At 47.9% G+C, this 17,625-nt stretch carries 11 protein-coding genes and 3 tRNA genes; 12 read left to right on the top strand and 2 right to left on the bottom strand.

What is annotated here, in order from left to right; translation table 11 throughout:
• Nucleotides 1–111: 111 nt before the first annotated feature.
• The 3 genes from QQK89_RS28725 to QQK89_RS28735 all read left to right on the top strand — a co-directional run bounded on the left by QQK89_RS28725 (nt 112) and on the right by QQK89_RS28735 (nt 372).
• Nucleotides 112–187 (top strand) — tRNA-His (locus tag QQK89_RS28725).
• Nucleotides 188–215: 28 nt separating this feature from the next.
• A tRNA-Gln gene (locus tag QQK89_RS28730) sits at nt 216–290 on the top strand.
• Between the two features lie 7 nt (nt 291–297).
• Nucleotides 298–372: transfer RNA gene (locus QQK89_RS28735), tRNA-Gly, on the top strand.
• A 73-nt stretch (nt 373–445) separates the two neighbouring features.
• Here QQK89_RS28735 and QQK89_RS28740 read toward each other — a convergent pair.
• Complete coding sequence (locus QQK89_RS28740) at nt 446–1,285, bottom strand: CPBP family intramembrane glutamic endopeptidase (RefSeq protein ID WP_284242194.1); 840 nt, start codon at nt 1,283–1,285, stop codon at nt 446–448.
• Nucleotides 1,286–1,499: 214 nt separating this feature from the next.
• Here QQK89_RS28740 and QQK89_RS28745 point away from each other — a divergent pair, with 214 nt between their 5' ends.
• From QQK89_RS28745 to QQK89_RS28775, 7 genes are all read left to right on the top strand, one after another.
• Complete coding sequence (locus QQK89_RS28745; RefSeq protein WP_284242195.1) at nt 1,500–2,483, top strand: sugar ABC transporter substrate-binding protein; 984 nt, start codon at nt 1,500–1,502, stop codon at nt 2,481–2,483.
• Nucleotides 2,480–3,925: a sensor histidine kinase gene (locus QQK89_RS28750; RefSeq protein WP_284242196.1), complete on the top strand. Its 1,446-nt coding sequence runs from the start codon at nt 2,480–2,482 to the stop codon at nt 3,923–3,925. The genes QQK89_RS28745 and QQK89_RS28750 overlap by 4 nt, the downstream gene beginning before the upstream one ends.
• Before the next feature lie 3 nt (nt 3,926–3,928).
• Nucleotides 3,929–5,476: a response regulator gene (locus tag QQK89_RS28755; protein WP_284242197.1), complete on the top strand. Its 1,548-nt coding sequence runs from the start codon at nt 3,929–3,931 to the stop codon at nt 5,474–5,476.
• Nucleotides 5,477–5,502: 26 nt separating this feature from the next.
• Nucleotides 5,503–6,609, top strand: coding sequence for a D-xylose ABC transporter substrate-binding protein (gene xylF, locus QQK89_RS28760; RefSeq protein WP_284242198.1), 1,107 nt, complete (start codon nt 5,503–5,505; stop codon nt 6,607–6,609).
• Between the two features lie 169 nt (nt 6,610–6,778).
• Nucleotides 6,779–7,879, top strand: coding sequence for a sugar ABC transporter substrate-binding protein (locus QQK89_RS28765; RefSeq protein ID WP_284242199.1), 1,101 nt, complete (start codon nt 6,779–6,781; stop codon nt 7,877–7,879).
• A gap of 139 nt (nt 7,880–8,018) precedes the next feature.
• Complete coding sequence (locus tag QQK89_RS28770) at nt 8,019–9,539, top strand: sugar ABC transporter ATP-binding protein (protein ID WP_284242200.1); 1,521 nt, start codon at nt 8,019–8,021, stop codon at nt 9,537–9,539.
• 80 nt (nt 9,540–9,619) lie between these two features.
• The gene (locus tag QQK89_RS28775; protein ID WP_284242201.1) at nt 9,620–10,831 is read left to right on the top strand and encodes a sugar ABC transporter permease; all 1,212 of its coding nucleotides are present in this window, start codon (nt 9,620–9,622) and stop codon (nt 10,829–10,831) included.
• 85 nt (nt 10,832–10,916) lie between these two features.
• Here QQK89_RS28775 and uraA read toward each other — a convergent pair whose 3' ends face one another.
• Complete coding sequence (gene uraA, locus QQK89_RS28780; RefSeq protein ID WP_284242203.1) at nt 10,917–12,224, bottom strand: uracil permease; 1,308 nt, start codon at nt 12,222–12,224, stop codon at nt 10,917–10,919.
• A gap of 229 nt (nt 12,225–12,453) precedes the next feature.
• Here uraA and QQK89_RS28785 point away from each other — a divergent pair, with 229 nt between their 5' ends.
• A complete protein-coding gene (locus QQK89_RS28785) occupies nt 12,454–16,656 on the top strand; it encodes a choice-of-anchor I family protein (protein ID WP_284242204.1) in 4,203 nt (1,400 codons plus the stop codon).
• A 129-nt stretch (nt 16,657–16,785) separates the two neighbouring features.
• Complete coding sequence (locus tag QQK89_RS28790; RefSeq protein WP_284242205.1) at nt 16,786–17,379, top strand: DUF1273 domain-containing protein; 594 nt, start codon at nt 16,786–16,788, stop codon at nt 17,377–17,379.
• Nucleotides 17,380–17,625 lie beyond the last annotated feature (246 nt).

The following is a 17,625-nucleotide window of genomic DNA, read 5'->3' on the forward strand; positions in this document are numbered from 1 at the left end:
AGCGTATGCTTCGAGGAGAATTCCGATTACTTTGCGGGGACCCCATAAACAAGCTTAAGAATTCATTATTTCGCATCCAGTTTTGAAGGTGCAAATGCACCTATTAATATGGCGGTCGTGGCGAAGGGGTTAACGCACCAGTCTGTGGCTCTGGCATTCGTGGGTTCAAGTCCCATCGATCGCCCCATTTATTCTTTAGAATTACATATAAGCGTTGGGGATTAGCCAAGCGGTAAGGCAACGGACTTTGACTCCGTCATTCCTAGGTTCGAATCCTTGATCCCCAGCCATTTATATGCGGAAGTGGCTCAGCGGTAGAGCATCGCCTTGCCAAGGCGAGGGTCGCGGGTTCGATTCCCGTCTTCCGCTCCATATAATAATCACAAGATTACTTCAGATTTGAAGTAATCTTTTTTTTTATACACACAAAAACGCTGACTTTATGTCAGCGTTTCTTCTTTCTGTATAGATAATAGACGGCTATTATGCCAAGAAGAAGCACGAATGAAGCCATGTAGCTGCCTTCGGCGCCAAAATCACCGCCAGATAGCGCAGTGTTTCCTTTATAGGTTACGGTAAGCACGGCTGGCACGGGTTCCGTACCGGAAACTTGGAAGCCATATACGTAACCTTGGAAGAAGTTCCAGCTCAAATGAAGACCGATAGGCCACCTTAAGCTGCCGGTAAGTTCTCGTGCGACCGAGAATAGAATGCCTGCAAGGCAAATATTGATGAATGGAAAAGGCGTTTCAAACATATTTGGATTCATGCTGTGCATAAATGCAAAAATAATAGAGCTCACAATAATTGCGGTAGTACTGCCATAATGATATTTGATGAGCCCTTGAATATACCCGCGCGTAAATATCTCTTCAGAGAAAGCAACAAACGAGTACAAAATAAAACCTTCGACCATGGAATTGAGCAAGGTGTAATCCCATTCGGTTGCTTCCCATTTCATTCCGCCCGCAGCCCAGATGAGGATGGAAGAAAGAGTCATTAGGACAATTCCCGCAAAAAAACCTTGAATGCCAAGATCCGCTCCATTTGTCTGCCTCAAGCCAAGCGACCATTTAGACCGGCGCTCAAACCAGGCATACATGGCAAAGGCACTCCCAATAAACAGCACAGTCTGCATGTATTGCGTCCAGCGCGCCCCGCCAATCTTAATAGTGACCTCTTCCATACTGGTACCTGTTGCAATGATGTACACCGCGTAACCGATACCGACAATGACCATAGCTCCAATTGGGAGCACGAAGCTTAGCAATATTTTCCCTGCCACGGTTAAAAACTTCTTAATTTCGTTCACCTGCCCCTATACTTAATTACATATTCATCCATTACTTCTATAAAATTATAGCTTTCTGTTTATTTTAATGTCAATTCTTAATACTCTTAAAAATTACATATCTTGACTAGGACTAATGTGCTATGATGAGGGCAACTATTTATGGAAGCGCTTTTAGTAGAGTGTATATCGATAAAGGAGCCGACACATGAGGAAACTCGTCATTGTGCTGTTATCTGCCATTTGCCTAGTGCTGCTCGGGTTTACCCTATCTTCTTTTATTCATGTATTCCAAAATTATAATCTATCCGCTCCGGCCAATGTAGGCAGTACCAATAAAACCGGCTACCGGCTCATCCTTATAACGCAGGAGCTGGATACGCCGTTTTGGGATAAAGTCGAGAGTGGTGCTTCTAAAGCTGCAGCTAAGTATGGAGCCGAGCTGGAGGTCTGGGGCAGTTATGGAGCCAACCAGGAGGATTTTCTGAAAAATATGGAGATTGCCATTGCATCCAAAGTTGACGGCATTCTGGTGCAAGGTTTAAATACGGACGAGTTTAATCAGCTTGCAACGGTCAAAGCCGCCGAGAACGGAATACCAATCTTTACGATTGCCAATGATGTGCCAATTGAGGACAGTTTGAGGCGGACATACATCGGTTCCGACCACTATAAGGCAGGTCAAATGATCGGAACGCAGCTGGCCGAAGATTTGGGGCAGAAAGGCAAGGTTGTGCTCATGGTCTCCGACCGCCAGGAAGATTTTCAGAGCAAGCGACTTAACGGTATTCTAAGCATATTGAAGTTCTATCCGAACATTGAACCTATTACGGTAGTAGCAGGGGATACAAGAGAAAAGGTCGTAACGGCTACCAATGAAATCATGAATAAAGAACCGGGCGTCGCTGCATTTGTATCGGTTACCGCGAACAATGCCAGCGCGATGGTGCAGGAGATTGGCAAACGCGCGCAGCTAAGCAGGTTTCATATCTACTCCTTTGACGACAGTCCGGAGATTAAGACTTTGCTTAAGGAAAAAAAGATGAGCGGTATTATTGAACAATCTCCTGAAATGATGGGAGAGCTTGGCGTACAGCTGATGGTGAAGTGGCTGCAAGGCGAGTCATTCCCGTTGAAATACGACGGCTATTACACGGATATCAAGCTCTTGAAGGCGGATGAGCTCCCATGAACACCGTACAGAAGAAGATATTGTCGCTTACCGCTATCGTCTTGTTTATTATGGTTGCGATCTGGTTTATCCTTACTTACTACAACCAGAAAATGCAGGATCAATATAATGATATTTTGCAGCGCTATTTGCAAATGAATGAAGTGAGCGAATCGAGTCAGCAGCTGGTCACTTCCCTCAATAACTACATTCAGGCTCCTTCTCCGTCCAAGCTTTCCAACGTAGAGGGCGACCGGACAAGGCTTCTGGACGCGCAGCTACAAATTGCGGATCTCCGCAATAACGGCAATCAATTTACTCTTACGAATTATCTCAACTTAATTGACAGTCTTGTGGATTCCACGAATCGATCCATACGTTTATTGGACGAGAAGAACAATGAAGAGGCGCTTAATAACTTCACGGAAGCAACGCGGCTGTCCAAATATATATCCGAGATGACTTTAACGCTATTGGGCACCGAATTAAAGACGTATGACCAGTTTTACCGCGGGATGATCAATCAGTCCGTCGAGCTGAAGAAGCTTGGCGTATGGATGCTTGCCCTTATCACTTTCCTGCTCCTGTTGTTTACGTATTGGTTCTCGCTTAGTATCACCCGGCCCATACAACGCCTTACCCAAGCGGCCCGCGAGCTCTCTCGAGGGAGATTCGATACCCATATCGAGATCAACGCCAATGATGAAATCTCCTTCCTGGCCAAGACGTTTGACCGGATGAGGATCAATATTAATAACCTAATCTCGGAAATTCAAACAAAAGCACAGCTGGAGAGCGAACTTCAGAAGAACAAGCTGCTCCTTCAGGAGAGCCAGCTCCGAAGTCTGCAAAGTCAGATTAACCCCCATTTCTTATTTAATACGCTAGATACGTTATCCAAAAAGGCATATCTGGAAGGTTCGCTTGAAACAAGCGACCTTCTCACGAGCGTTGCTAGATTGCTCCGCTACAATCTTAAGCGCCTCGACCGGCCGGTTACGCTATATGAAGAGGTCCGAGTACTGAGGGAGTATATTTTTATCCAGAAGACCAGGTTTACCGAACGTCTGCATTTTGTAGAGGAAGTAGATGAGGATTGCCTTTATGTCCAGATTCCGGGTCTTACGATCCAGCCTATTATTGAAAATGCGGTTATCCACGCGATTGAGCCTTTGGAAGAGGGGGGAACGATCACCTTCCGGGTTAGGAAAGAGGACTCCGATGTCATTGTCGAAATCGAAGATGAAGGCAGCGGCATGTCCGAGGATAAAATATCGCAGATCATGGAGGACCGATTCTCTTCGCAGGAAGGTGACGGGCATTCAACGGGCATCGGCTTCGGAAATGTAATCAATCGGCTTAAGCTGTATTACGGGCGAGAAGACGTGATGGCCATTCAAAGCGAAGTAGGCAAAGGAACGAAAGTAATCTTGAAGCTGCCTAAGGAAAGGGAGGCCGGATAAATCATGTATAAGCTGTTAATTGTGGATGATGAGCAGATCGAGCGGGAAGGATTAAAGGCGATTCTGCAGCATGGGCTGCCTGAAATCCTCATTGAGCAAGCGAAGAACGGAAATCTAGCCATTCAGCTAGCCGAAGAGTTTCGCCCTGATTTGATTCTGATGGACGTGAAGATGCCGGGTATTAACGGACTGGAAGCGGTAGAAATCATTAGCGCAAGCCAGCCGTCCATCAAATTCATAATGGTCACCGCTTATGATACGTTTGATTACGCGCGTAAAGCCATCAAACTAGGCGTGAAGGATTACCTTCTGAAGCCAAGCAAGGCATCGGAAATTGTAGCAACCGTGGAACGTGTACTACAGCTCATTGAAGAGGAGCGGAAGACAGCCGAGACAACGGAGCTTCAACGCACCGCGTTGCAGAGAGTATTGCCGATTATCGAAACGGATATCGTAACGCAATTATTGTTTGATCATGTGCATGAAGTGCATTTGGATGAGCTGGTAGGGCTGCTTGGGATGAACATTGCCAGCGGAAAATACGCCATGAACGTGTTGATCCCCCCTGGTGCAGAACACTATTACGCCGTTATTAAGGAAAAGATTCGTAGTTTGGGCATTGGCTGGGTTGGGGCTATGTACGGACGGCAAATTCCAATCCTTGTATTCCCTGAGGCAAACCGCTCGTACCGTTCCCAGGCGATGACGATGGCACGCGAATTGCTAGCGGCCGCAAAGTCCGAAGGACAAGACGGCTGGTTTATCGGAATCGGCAATGTATGCGAAACGTTGGACCAAATCCGGCAATCGTACCAGGAGGCCTTATATGCGTCCATGGATCCGTCACTTCCGGTTAAGTACCGTTTTTTTGAGGATACTCCAGCTTTAGGCGTTATGCGGGACGGATATCCCGTGAAGCAATTGGAGCAGCAGCTATTCGACCGGATCCGGCTAGGGCAATGGGAGCAGATGCGCATCGATTTGATGGATTTTGTCCGCCGGTACGAGAACGAGGGCTCAAGTCTTTTGCACGCGCAGCAGCGGGTGCTTGAACTGCTCTGGATCACTTCCCGTGTATTGAACGAAATGGGAGTCGAGACGGATACGCCAATGTTCTCGTTCCAAGCGCATGATTACAGACAGTTGAGGACGGAATCGGAGCTGTTGCTGGAGCGGATGCGGCAAGCGTTCGCCGAGCATCATGACCGGATCGAGCCGGATGCGATTCAGCAAATCAAGCAGTATATTGCCGAACATTCCCATGAAGATATTTCGCTGGAAGCGATTGGGAGAATGGTTGGTTTAAGTCCTTTTTATATTAGCAAAATGTTTAAAGACCAGCTCGGGATCAACTATATCGACTTTCTGACGGAATGCCGGATTAAGAAAGCGATCAAGCTGATGGGAGATCCGGAGCGAAGTCTGAAGGAAATTACGTACATGGTCGGCTATCATGATCCGAATTACTTCAGCAAAGTATTCAAGAAAATGTGCGAGGTGTCTCCAACGGAATACCGCAAGACACTTCTTGGCAAATTGGCCTCAAGCTAAATAATCGGAAAAAGGAAGAGAAGCACATGAAACTCGGCTTCGTTAGGAGAAGGTCAATCTTGTGCGTTGCCCTTCTAATGTTCTGCTTTTTCTTAACGGCATGCGATAGCGAAGGAACTGCTACAGGCGAGAACATTAAGCAGCCTGAGCCTACGGTAACGGCTTCTGTTGATTCGAGTCAGACCGAACATAAGATTAGAATCGGATTTTCCATGGATACGCTCTTGGAGGAGCGTTGGCTGAAAGACCGGGATTTGTTCCGGGAGGCTTGCGAGGCGCTTGGCGCAGAAGTGGAGATTATTGCCGCTAACGGGGACGACGCGAAGCAAATCTCCCAGGCCGAGGCATTAATCAGCGAAGGGGTCGATATTCTGGTTGTTGTGCCCCATAATGCGGACGCAACGGCGGCAATCGTGAAGAAGGCGCATTCGGCCGGCATTAAAGTGCTTGCGTACGACCGTCTCATAAAGAACGCCGACGTGGATTTGTACGTATCGTTTGATAATGAAGCAGTAGGGGAACTACAGGCGAAAGCTATTACAAAGCTGGTGCCTAAGGGGAAATTTGTGTACATCGGCGGTGCCGACACGGACAATAACGCGCATTTGTTCAAGCAAGGGGTATTTAATGTGCTGCAGCCGTTTATCGACCGCGGCGACATTACCGTTGTGTATGACCAATGGACGAAAGACTGGACTCCGGTTAATGCGCTCGCCAATATGAAGGATGCGCTCTTAGCGAATGGCAACAAGATTGATGCCGTCATTGCGGCAAATGATGCTACGGCAGGAGGCGTCGTTGAGGCGCTTGCCGGACAGGGTCTTGCAGGCAAACTTCCGGTAGCCGGGCAAGACGCGGAGCTTGCCGCCGCCCAGCGGATTGTGGAAGGGACTCAGACGATGACCGTGTATAAGCCGATTAAGCTGCTTGCGGACAAAGCCGCGGAGCTTGCCGTAAAGCTGGCGAAAGGCGAGGATACAGGCGCAGACCGGACCGTAAATAACGGCAAGATTGAAGTGCCGTCCGTACTGCTGTCGCCCATTGCGGTAGATAAATCCAATATCAATGAGACGATTATTGCCGACGGTTTCCACTCCCGCGAGGATGTTTATAAGAACGTCGATACGAAGTAAGATGCGATAAAGACTAGCCAGTTTAGCGACTGGCTAGTCTTTTTTTTGTCAGCATAAAAAAGTCTAGGCGGTTGTAAAAGAGTGCTATATAATAGCGCTTTCATTGGAAGTTGCCCGTGATATAGTTGGTCCTGTAAGCAAATAAAGACTTTATGGAGGGGTAACAAAGATGAAAAAGAGCTTCAAAGCATTTGCACTTTTGATGGTTGTCATGCTGCTCACGGCTTTGGTTGCAGCTTGCGGTAAAGGCGACAGCAAAGTAAGCGTTGGGATCGTATTGCCGACGAAGGATGAGCCGCGTTGGGTTCAAGACGAGCAGCGCTTCAAGGATGCACTGAAGGGCTCCAAATACACAACCGAGATTTTGTTCAGCCAAGGTTCTTCTGCGAAAGAAAAAGAAAACGTAGAAACATTGATTAATAAAGGCATCAAAGTACTTATCATCTGTCCTCAAGACGGCGACGCTGCTGCCGCATCCGTAGAAGCCGCGAAAAAAGAAGGCATCAAAGTTATCTCTTATGACCGTTTGATCACGAATACGGATGCAGTTGACTACTACGTTACATTTGATAGCGAAGCTGTAGGCGCTGCACAAGCACAATACCTGGTTGACCATGCGAAAGGCAACGGCCAACCGCTGTACCTGTATGCTGGCGCGGCATCCGATAACAACGCGTTCCTGTTCTTCGGCGGCGCATGGAAAGTGCTGCAGCCTAAAATCGCTGACGGCACATTCAAAATCGCAAACTCCAGCGAAGCTGAAGCTTTGAAAGGCAAAGCTGAGCTCTCCCGCGACGAGCTGAGCAAAATCATCGGCCAAGTAACAACGAACTGGGATGCAAACGAAGCGAAAAACAAAGCCCAAACTCACTTGACTGCAGCTGCCGCTGATATGAAAGGCGATGTTGAAATCCTTGCTCCTAACGATGGAACTGCACGTTCGATCGCAGACGTATTTGCTTCCGACAGCGCGGTAACAAGCTTTGTTGTAACAGGTCAAGATGCGGAGAAAGCTTCGATCCAATACGTAATTGACGGCAAACAATCGATGACCGTATTCAAAGACGTTCGTACGCTTGTGAAAGACGCTATGGGTATGGCAGTCGACATTCTGGACGGCAAAGATCCTGCTACAACAGGTTCGTATAACAACGGCAAGATTGACGTAAAAGCAAAACAAACCAACGTTATCGTTGTGGACAAAGACAACGTGAAGAAAGAGCTTATTGATTCGGCTTACTACGCAGCGAGCGACTTCACGGGTCTGTAAGTTGCAATAATGAGCAATTCATTTAGGAATAGTGATAGATTCTTCTATCACTATTCCTTGCTTGTAGAAGATAAGCGGATCCTTACGATGTAAGAATTATCGCAGAGAACGCGAAAATTCTTTTTAGGAGTGCATGATGATGAAGAGCTACATTTTAGAAATGAATAATATCTCCAAGGAATTTACGGGGGTCAAAGCGCTCTCGGACGTTAGCTTCAAGGTGGAGAAAGGCGAGATTCATTGCCTGATCGGCGAGAACGGAGCGGGCAAGTCAACGCTGATGAAAGTTCTGAGCGGCGTGTATCCATATGGCACTTATAAAGGCGATATTGTTTTTGAAGACGATATCCAGGCTTTCCATAAAATCAGCGACAGCGTCAAAGCGGGCGTCGCGATTATTTATCAAGAGCTGGCACTATTCCCGGATCTGACGGTATACGAGAATATTTTTGCGGGAAATGAGATTAAGCGCGGCAAGATTGTGGATTGGAACAAGACGATCGCCGAGGCTAAGCGGATGCTGGAGCGGGTAGGGCTGGATGTTAACCCGGAAATGCTGATTAAAGAGTTGGGCGTAGGCAAGCAGCAGCTAGTCGAGATCGCCAAAGCGCTCAGCAAGAACGTAAAGCTGCTTATTCTGGACGAACCAACGGCAGCCTTGAACGAGAATGACAGCGAGAACCTTCTTGAATTGCTGCGCGAGCTGAAGAAGCAAGGCATTACGAGTATCATGATTTCCCACAAGCTGAAAGAAGTTATCTCTATCGCAGACAAAGCAACGGTGCTCCGGGATGGGCGCACGATCTGCACGCTTGACGGTTCCAAAGGCGAAATAACCGAAAATACGATTATCCGCAACATGGTTGGCCGTGAAATCGAAGATATTTATCCGAAGAGAACTAATAAATCGTTTGGGCATAACATCTTGGAAGTCCGGAATTGGACGGCTTATGATGCTCAGCTGGGCAGAGAGGTAGTCAGGGACGTCAATCTGCATGTTAAAAAAGGAGAAATCGTCGGGATAGCCGGCTTGATGGGCTCGGGACGTACGGAGCTTGCTCGCAGCATCTTCGGCAATCCGAAGTCTTATAGACTGAAAGGCGAATTGCTGGTGAACGGTTTGCCTAAATCCTTCAAACATCCGAATGAAGCGATTAAGGAAGGGATTGCTTACGTAACCGAGGACCGCAAAGGAGACGGACTATTCCTGATCCAGAATATTAAGAACAACATCTCGGCGGCGAACCTGAAGGGGATTTCGAAGAGTGGCTTCCTTAATGACAACAAGGAAATTCGGATCGCCAGCGATTACAAAAGCTCGCTTAACGTCAAGGCGCCTTCGATTGAACAGATCGTCGGTAATCTAAGCGGCGGCAATCAGCAGAAGGTATCGCTTGGCAAATGGCTGTTCGTAGGTCCGCAACTGCTGATCTTGGATGAGCCTACGCGAGGCATTGATGTTGGAGCCAAATTCGAGATCTACACGATCATGAACAAGCTGATTGCCGAAGGCATGAGCATCATCATGATCTCTTCCGAGCTTGGCGAGGTTCTCGGAATGAGCGACCGTATTTACGTAATGGCGGAAGGGCGAATCAGAGGCGAGTTGCCGATTGAAGAAGCCAATCAGGAAAATATCATGCAATTTGCAACGCAATAACCGTGCTTACGATGCATGAATCGCCGCTAACGGCATAGTAACGCCATTTTACGTGGCTATTCATTTTAGGAGGAACACCGATGAGCATTCAAACCGCGGGACCTAAGAAACAACCCGTTAACATTCTTACTGAAGGAAAATCATTGCTGAAAGTGAATATTCGCGAATACGGCATGTACATCGCGTTGTTTGTCATTATGCTGACGTTCTCGATCTTGACCGATGGATTGTTCATGTCTTCCCGCAATATTAGCAACCTTCTTGACGCTACTGGCTATATCGCCGTACTTGCGGTAGGCATGACGCTCGTTATTGTCATCCGGCACATCGACTTGTCCGTTGGATTTGCAGCCGGTTTCCTTGGCGCGATCGCTGCTATTTTGTTATCCGAAGCCGGCGTTCCCGTCTATTTGACCATTCCTATTATTCTTGTCCTTGGTATAGTAGTTGGTCTCTTTAACGGCGTGTTAGTTGCATCGCTGGGCATTCCGTCTTTCGTAGCCTCTCTCGCAGGCATGTTGATATTCCGCGGCGCATTGCTGCGCGTAACGGAGAAGTCCGGTACGATTATCGTCAAAGATGAGCATTTCAACGCCCTAGGCAACGGCTACATTCCGTCTTGGTTTAAGCTGGATGACTTGAACTTCCTGTCTCTTGTGCTTGGCTTAGTTGCCATCCTGTTGTTTATCTACTTCGAGGTGTCCAAGCGCAACAACAAGATCAAGTATCAATTCGATGTCATTTCGAAAGGCATGTTTGCGGTTAAGCTTGTATTCGTATCCGCTATTATCGCTTACATCACTTACATTATCGCAGGCTACAACGGCTTCTCCTGGACGGTCATTATTATGCTGGCGGTTGTAGTCATCTATCACTTCCTAACAACGAGCACCGTGCTTGGCCGTCATATTTATGCGGTAGGCAGCAATCCAGAGGCAGCTCATTTGAGCGGCATTAACGTTAAGAAAATTACTTACATCGTATTTGGCTCGATGGGTCTTCTCTCCGCCTTGTCCGGTATCCTGTTCACGGCTCGTCTGCAATCGGCAACAACAACAGCCGGAACACTGTTCGAGCTTGACGCCATTGCGGCGGCCTATGTCGGCGGCGTATCGGCAGCAGGCGGCGTTGGTAAAGTAACCGGTTCGATTATCGGTGCGATTGTAATGGCTTCGCTTTCCAGCGGCATGAACCTGATGGGGGTAGGCATCTCCTATCAATACATGATTCGCGGTGGCGTACTTGCCATTGCCGTAATCTTCGATGTTATGACTCGGAGAAAAAGAGCTTAGTTCTGAAGTTGAACGGTTGAACGGTTGAACATAACGAAAGCCCAGCGGCATTTGCCGTTGGGCTTTGTTTTATTTCATATCCGTATTAATGGCCGGCTGCTTCCGAATCGTTAGACATCCGCGTAACCTCGAACAGCTTGAACAGCAAGCTGAGAACAATTGCTGTTACTGTTGCAAGGCCCATACCCGAGAGGGAGAAATCGCCGATTGTAATTTTTGCGCCACTGAGGCCTGTTACAAGAACAACCGTCGTCAGGTATAAGTTAGTTGGTTTGCTGTAGTCGATTTTTGATTCGACCAGCATCCGCAGTCCGGAAGCCGCAATGACGCCGAAGAGCAGCAGCGACACGCCGCCCATGACCGGAAGGGGAATGCCGGCAATAAGCGCCGAGAATTTACCGAAGAACGACAGAACTATGGCAAATACGGCTGCGCCGCCGATTACGAAGGTGGAATATACGCGTGTAATCGCAAGTACGCCGATATTTTCTCCGTAAGTTGTATTTGGTGTCGAACCCAGGAAACCGGAGAGAAGCGTCGAGATCCCGTTGCCAAGCAGGGAACGGTGCAAGCCCGGATCTTTGGACAAATCTTTTTTGACAATATTGCCGGTTACGATCAAGTGCCCGATATGTTCAGCAAGCACCACGAGGGAAGCGGGAATAATCGTCAGGATGGCAGCCCATTCAAACGTTGGAGCCGTAAAGGTTGGAGCTGCAATCCAACTGCTTGCCGATACATTGTCGAAGTTCGTAAAGTCCATGAAGTAAGCAAGTACGTATCCGCACACGATACCGACCAGAATCGGAATAATCCGCATGAAGCCTCGGAAGAGGACCGAACCAAGAACCGTTATTAGAAGAGTAACGATGGAGATGGTTATCGCTGCATTATCCGGTGCCCAAGCTTGGTCAGCCGGCGCGCTTGGCGCTTTGATCCATCCCGCCATTCCGGCTGCAACCGGAATTAACTCCAGTCCGATAACCGCAACGATTGCGCCCATTGCCGCAGGCGGGAAGATGACATTAATCCAGCCGGTACCCGCAGCTTGAATGATGAGAGCAACAACCGTGAATACAACCCCGGCAGCAATGAATCCGCCTAGCGCGGCGGAATAACCGTCGCCATTGGAGGCATGGTTGCCAATTACCGCTCCGGCCGGCGCGATAAACGCAAAGCTGGAGCCGAGATAAGCGGGGATTTTACCTTTTACAATGAATAGATAAAGCAAAGTGCCGATCCCGTTCATAAGAAGACAAATCGCCGGATCAACGCCAAGCAGATTTGGAACAAGTACGGTGGAGCCAAACATCGCGAACAAATGCTGAATGCTCAGCATAAGGCTCTGGCCCATAGGCGGCCGTTCGTGGACGCCGATTTCATGTGGTTTCATCTAGCTGTAGTCCTCCATAACATAAAGTCAATTTTTGCGCAACTTGCTCGATTTTACATAAGGTTAGTGTTGCTTGGCAAGGCTTTTCTTACTCCAAGCCCCCTTTACACAAATATTCGGACAAAAACTAACAATTGTTTACAATATCTTAAAGCCGTTATTAACCTTAAGAAAACAATCTCCCACTACAATTTTAATAGAATCTATGAAATGGGAGTGAAACTAATAAATGATCAATAAGAGCAAGCGTTTCTTGTCCCTGTTCCTAGCAGCCGAGATTGCGGCAACAGCTATGCTAGGGACCGGAGTAGCTATGGCGGACGGAACTTCGGCACCAGTGGCGGGTACTCCTTATACGTCATCGAATGCATATGATGTAACCGTTCCACATGTCATCATTAATCAGGTTTTTGGCGGCGGTGTTGCTGCTACGACTGGCGTATATTTCTCTAACGGATTTATTGAACTTTACAATCAAACGGATAACGATATCGATCTCGCCGGATGGTCTTTGCAATATAATGATCGCGGTAGCAGCGCTACTACGGGCGCAATTACTTCAGAATGGAAAAAGCTTGATTTGACCGGTACGATTAAAGCGCACTCTTCCTTCTTAGTTACAGGTGCGGCTGCGAATGTTACGGCGAACGCAGGAGATGCAAAACTCAGTCTTGCTGGCAAGGCAGATTTAACCTGGGATACCCAATTTATCAATAATAAAGGCATGAAGGTTGTGCTGATGAGCAATCAAACATTGCTTGCCCAAGCGGATTCCAATCCTTTTAGTACAAAACCAGCAGGTTACGTGGATATGGTTGGTACGGGCAGCAATGACACGGGCAGCGACATTGATGGATACGAAACGGCCTATCCGTCAGGATCAACTGAAGGAACGTCTAAGAAAAAAGCAATCCGCCGCAAGACAACTGCTGACTCGGACATCAATAAATCCGATTTTCAACAAATTGATTATGAGCTATTGAACGCAGCCGGCAAGGAGGCGGAATTAGCATCGACGCTTCCTCACAACAGTGCTTTTGGTTCATGGGGCGTAACAACGCCTGAAGAACCGGAAACACCGGAAGTTGAACCGATTGCAATCACAACTACCGCAATTGCAGGTGGAACAATAGGAACGGCATATACCGCTACGGTCGCCGCAAGCGGAGGAACAGCTCCATTAACATTTAGCGCAACGAACCTGCCAACTGGCCTTACACTCAACGGCACGACTGGAGAGATCTCCGGCACGCCGGGAGAAAATGCTAAATCTTCTCTTGTTACCGTAACGGCAACAGATAGTTCAAACCCAACTTCACAAGTATCCAAATCGTTCTGGCTTACGGTCGGTCAACCGATCCGCGATTTGAAAGATACGCTCTCGATCGAGAAGATCGGTAGCCTCTCCCTCGGTAAAACGAACAAAGACGGCGGCGTTGCCGAGATCGTCAAATACAATAAAGACAACAACAAGTTTTATCTTGTTAACGGCTCTGGCAATCCTCCAAGCTTGGAGATCGTAAGCCTTGGTCAAGCGACGGGAACGCTGACACCGGAAAAAACGGTTCTCATCAAGGATTTGTCCGAGACAAAAGGTTTCCAATATGGGGATCTTACAAGCGTAGATATTAACACAACAACAAAACGCATTGCCGTCTCCGTACAAGCGAAAGACGCTCGTACACCGGGCAAAATCATTGTTCTCGACTATGATGGCAACTATGTAACCGAATATGAGGCAGGCGTACAACCGGATATGATCAAATCGACGGAAGACGGCCGTTATATCCTGACCGCTGACGAAGCGGAGCCGCGCGATATGACAAATGGAGATGCAAAAGGCAGCGTCACGATTGTAGATACCGTTACGAATTCGTCCATTCCAGTTTATTTCGATAATCCTGATGTTATTGAAGACACTGTTCATATCCGGGGTGATGTCACGAAAACAACTTCGGACGCACCTGGTCTGAAAAAGGACGCGGTCTATGATTTCGAACCTGAATATATTGCCCTTTCCGCTGACAATAAGACAGCTTATGTCACGTTGCAGGAGAACAATGCAATTGCTGTAGTTGATATCGCAACCCGCAAAGTTACGGCAGTTAAAGATTTGGGCCTTAAAGATTTCAATGAGGTGGCTAATGCGCTGGACGTGCAATCAAACTCCGCCATCCAACTGGAGACGGTACCATTCAAAGGCATGTATATGCCTGACGGTATGGCTTCCTATACGGTAAACGGCAAGACTTATCTGTTCACCGCTAATGAAGGCGACGCATCGGAATTCCGAACAAACGCTAGCACGGTTGGTGCCATTAAAGGCAAACTGGATCCCAATTCAGCGGCAGCTAATTTCCTGAAGGATACTACGGCATACGATAAGGTTGAAGTTGCGGCAGACATGGGTAACGACGGCATTTACATGTATGGTGGCCGCTCCTTCTCGGTTTGGGATGCAGCTACTATGGATCAAGTGTACGACAGCGGAAATGACTTCGAGACAATTACAGCTAAGCGTCTTCCTGATTACTTCAACGTAAGCAACGATAAAACAACCATGGATGCCCGCAGCGTGAAGAAAGGACCTGAACCGGAAGACATCAAGGTTGGCAAAGTAGGCAACAGAGAGTTTGCGTTCATCGGCCTTGAACGTACGGGCGGTTTCATGACCTATGAGGTTACGGATCCCGAGCATCCGCAATTTGCGAATTACACGAATAGCCGGAACTACACAGGCGCTGATCTTCTGGATACGGACACAGGACCGGAAGGCATCGAATTCATTCCCGCATCGGCCAGCCCGACAGGACAACCGCTTCTGCTTGTAGCTTATGAAGTAGGCGGCAAAGTAGGCGTCTACCAGCTGAACGTGACCAAAGTATCCGTCGATAAAAAGTCGCTTTCGCTTGTTGCAGGCGGTACGGCGGGACAATTAACGGCAACGGTGGTGCCAGCTAACAATGCTTCCAGCGCAGTAACTTGGTCTTCCTCGCAGCCAACTGCAGCAACTGTTGATCAGAACGGTAAAGTTACACCGCTCAAAGAGGGCACTACAGTAATTACGGCAACAAGTGCTGACGGATATGCGGTAGCGGAAAGCACGGTAACTGTAACAGCTGCAGCGGTAGTGACACCAGAACAGCCAAGCGGCGGCAACGGCGGATCTGGCGGAGGCTCTATCATTGTGGACAATGGTCCTTCCGAGCCCGTCCATGTGGTGACGAAGGTTGAAGCAACAACGGATGCTTCAGGCAAAGCGCAAGCTAATGTAACAAACAGCCAATTCTCGTCTGCATTGAAAAAGCTCAAGAACGAGTCGGCAGCCGGTCAAGCAGGAAGCTTAACAATCTCGGCAGTACCAAACAGCAAAGCTAATGAAGCAGCCGTTACTTTTGAAAAAGGTGCCTTTACTGAAGCAAAAGACGCTTCATTAACAGAACTGACGATTGAAGCGGGCGTAGGCGCCGTTACTTTTGACGCTAAAGGTATCGCTGCAATCGCAACAGCGTCGAAAAATAACGACGTTACCATTACCGTTCGCAAATCCAGCGCGTCCTCCGTTGGCGCAAGCTTAACCGGAAGCAATCGCACGGAGTTCCTGCAAGCAGTGGGAAGCCATCCGGTGTTTGACTTCACGGTGAAAGCAAACGGCAGCGCGATCTCTACCTTTGGCGGCGGCACCGTACATGTTCAAGTACCGTACACACCGGCGGCTAATGAAGACCGCAATGCCATCGTTATTTATTACATCTCGGACAAGGGGGAGCTTGTAACCGTACCATCCGGCGTATATAACGCCGCTACTGGAACAGTTAGCTTTGATGTTACCCACTTCTCCCGTTATGCCGTGGCGTATAATAAGAAGACTTTCAAAGATACAACATCCAGCTTTGCGAAAGACGCCATCACGTATTTGTCGGCACGCAACATTATTGCAGGTACAACCGCTACTCAATTCTCGCCAAAAGCACGGATTACAAGAGCTGACTTTACCGTGATCCTGTCCCGCATTGCTGGCGCGCAGTTGAGCAACTACAAAGCAGGCATATTCTCGGATGTCCGTACGACCGATTATTATGCAGACGCCGTACAATGGGCAGCAGACAAAGGCATTACTAGCGGAATCGGCGGCGGCAAGTTTAACCCGAAGGCATCGATTACACGCGCGGATATGGCAGCGATGCTGGTTCGTTTTGCTAACGCCATGAACTTTACTCTTCCAGCTAATCAGAAGGAAGTCGCATTTGCCGACAGCAGCGCTATTGCAACAAGCGTGAAAGAAGCCGTTAAGGCGGTTCAGCAAGCAGGCATCATTAATGGGAAAAGCATTTCCGGACGTTCGGGCGTATACTTTGCGCCGAAAGACTTCGCAACCAGAGAAGAAACAGCTAAGATGCTCGCTGTATTTATGCAGTTGATGAACAAATAAGTTTGAGGTGAAAGAGAGCTGTCTCCCGATGGGAGGCAGCTTTTTTCTTATGGAAACAGAACGTACATTCTCTGACGCTATGCCTTGGATGCTGTTATATTGTAGGGATGAAGAAACGAGGTGGATGATTTGAAGACGTTGTTTGCAACTGGTTACCGGGCTCATGAGCTCCAAATCTTCAACCAGAAGCATAAGCATATTCCTTTTATCAAAAAGGCAATTGAGGCTAAGTTGATCCCGATCATTGAAGATGGACTGGAATGGGTCATTACACCGGGGCAATACGGATTTGATCTTTGGGTATGCGAAGTAGTACTGGAGCTCAAGTCGTTATATCCGCAGTTGAAGCTTTCGATCATAACCGCCTTTATGAATCCCGAAGAGCAATGGAACGATGAGAAGAAAGAATACTACCATCAGATCATCTCGAAAACAGATTATTATGGAGCGGTGAGCCATCAACCGTATGTCGGACCTTGGCAGTTCCAGGCTAGGGATGAATTGCTGTTTCGCAAGTCGGACGGGTTGTTATTGTTTTATGATGAAGAGGCTGCGGAAGGAAGCGCGAAATACGTCAAGGAAAAGGCGTTGAAGAAGCATGAGGAAAATGGGTATGAGCTGGTATTCCTTACGGCGGAAGACATCCAGAATGCAGCGGAAGAAGAGAGTTATGATTCCTATATAGATTCGTACGAAGCCGGTTACGATGAACCGGTAGAGTAGCCTTGATAACTTCTTTGAACTTTTTTGTAAAAAAGACTTGCAATGCCGTACAAGCCTATGGTATATTCTAATTCCGGCCGAGAGAGATAAGCGGTTGGGACGGAAAGCACGGATGAATGATTTGATAGATTGAAAAACAAATCAAAAAAAGTGCTTGACACGAAAAACGACAACGTGGTAAGATATGAAACGTTGTTGCGAAAAAGTAATTGTTCTTTGAAAACTGAACAACGAGCGAAACTGCCC

The organism is Paenibacillus glycanilyticus, assembly GCF_030161375.1.
In the GTDB taxonomy this organism is placed as follows: domain Bacteria; phylum Bacillota; class Bacilli; order Paenibacillales; family Paenibacillaceae; genus Pristimantibacillus; species Pristimantibacillus glycanilyticus_B.